Raw genomic sequence first — 619 nt, forward strand, 5'->3', positions numbered from 1 at the left:
CGTCGAGTCCGAGGATTTCGGCGAAGAGGTTGCAGAGGATTGTTTCGTGGGTGGTGCGGGGGGCGCGGCCGGGGTTGGTGGTGTGGGTGGGGGCGGGGAGGGCTTTGTGGTCGAGTTTTCCGTTGGGGGTGAGGGGGAGGGTGTCGAGGGTGATGAAGGCGGAGGGGATCATGTATTCGGGGAGGTGTTTCCCGATGGCTGTGCGGAGGGTTTCCGGGGTGGTGTCCGGGTTGGTGGTGTCCGGGTTGGTGTCGGTGACGATGTAGGCGGTGATGCGTTTGTCGCCGGGGCGGTCTTCGCGTACGACTGCTGCTGTTTGGGTGATGCCTGGGCAGGTGCCGAGTGCGGCTTCGATTTCGCCGAGTTCGATGCGGAAGCCGCGTATTTTCACTTGGTGGTCGATGCGGCCGAGGAATTCGAGTTGGCCGTCGGGAAGCCAGCGGGCCATGTCTCCGGTGCGGTACATGCGGGTGCCGGGTGTGCCGAAGGGTGAGGCGATGAATCGTTCTGCTGTTTGTGCGGGGCGTCCGAGGTATCCGCGGGCGAGGCCGGTTCCGGCTACGTAGAGTTCGCCGGGTACTCCTACGGGTACGGGTTGCAGTGCCGCGTCGAGCACGTA

General features: G+C 64.6%; 1 protein-coding gene. It reads right to left on the reverse strand.

The genetic code is table 11. From position 1 onward, the window contains the following. Positions 1-619: AMP-binding enzyme (locus ACLF6P_RS28815; RefSeq protein WP_415954348.1), on the reverse strand; the 619-nt coding region annotated here is incomplete at both ends.

Source organism: Streptomyces lothianensis, from assembly GCF_047779955.1.
Lineage (GTDB): Bacteria > Actinomycetota > Actinomycetes > Streptomycetales > Streptomycetaceae > Streptomyces.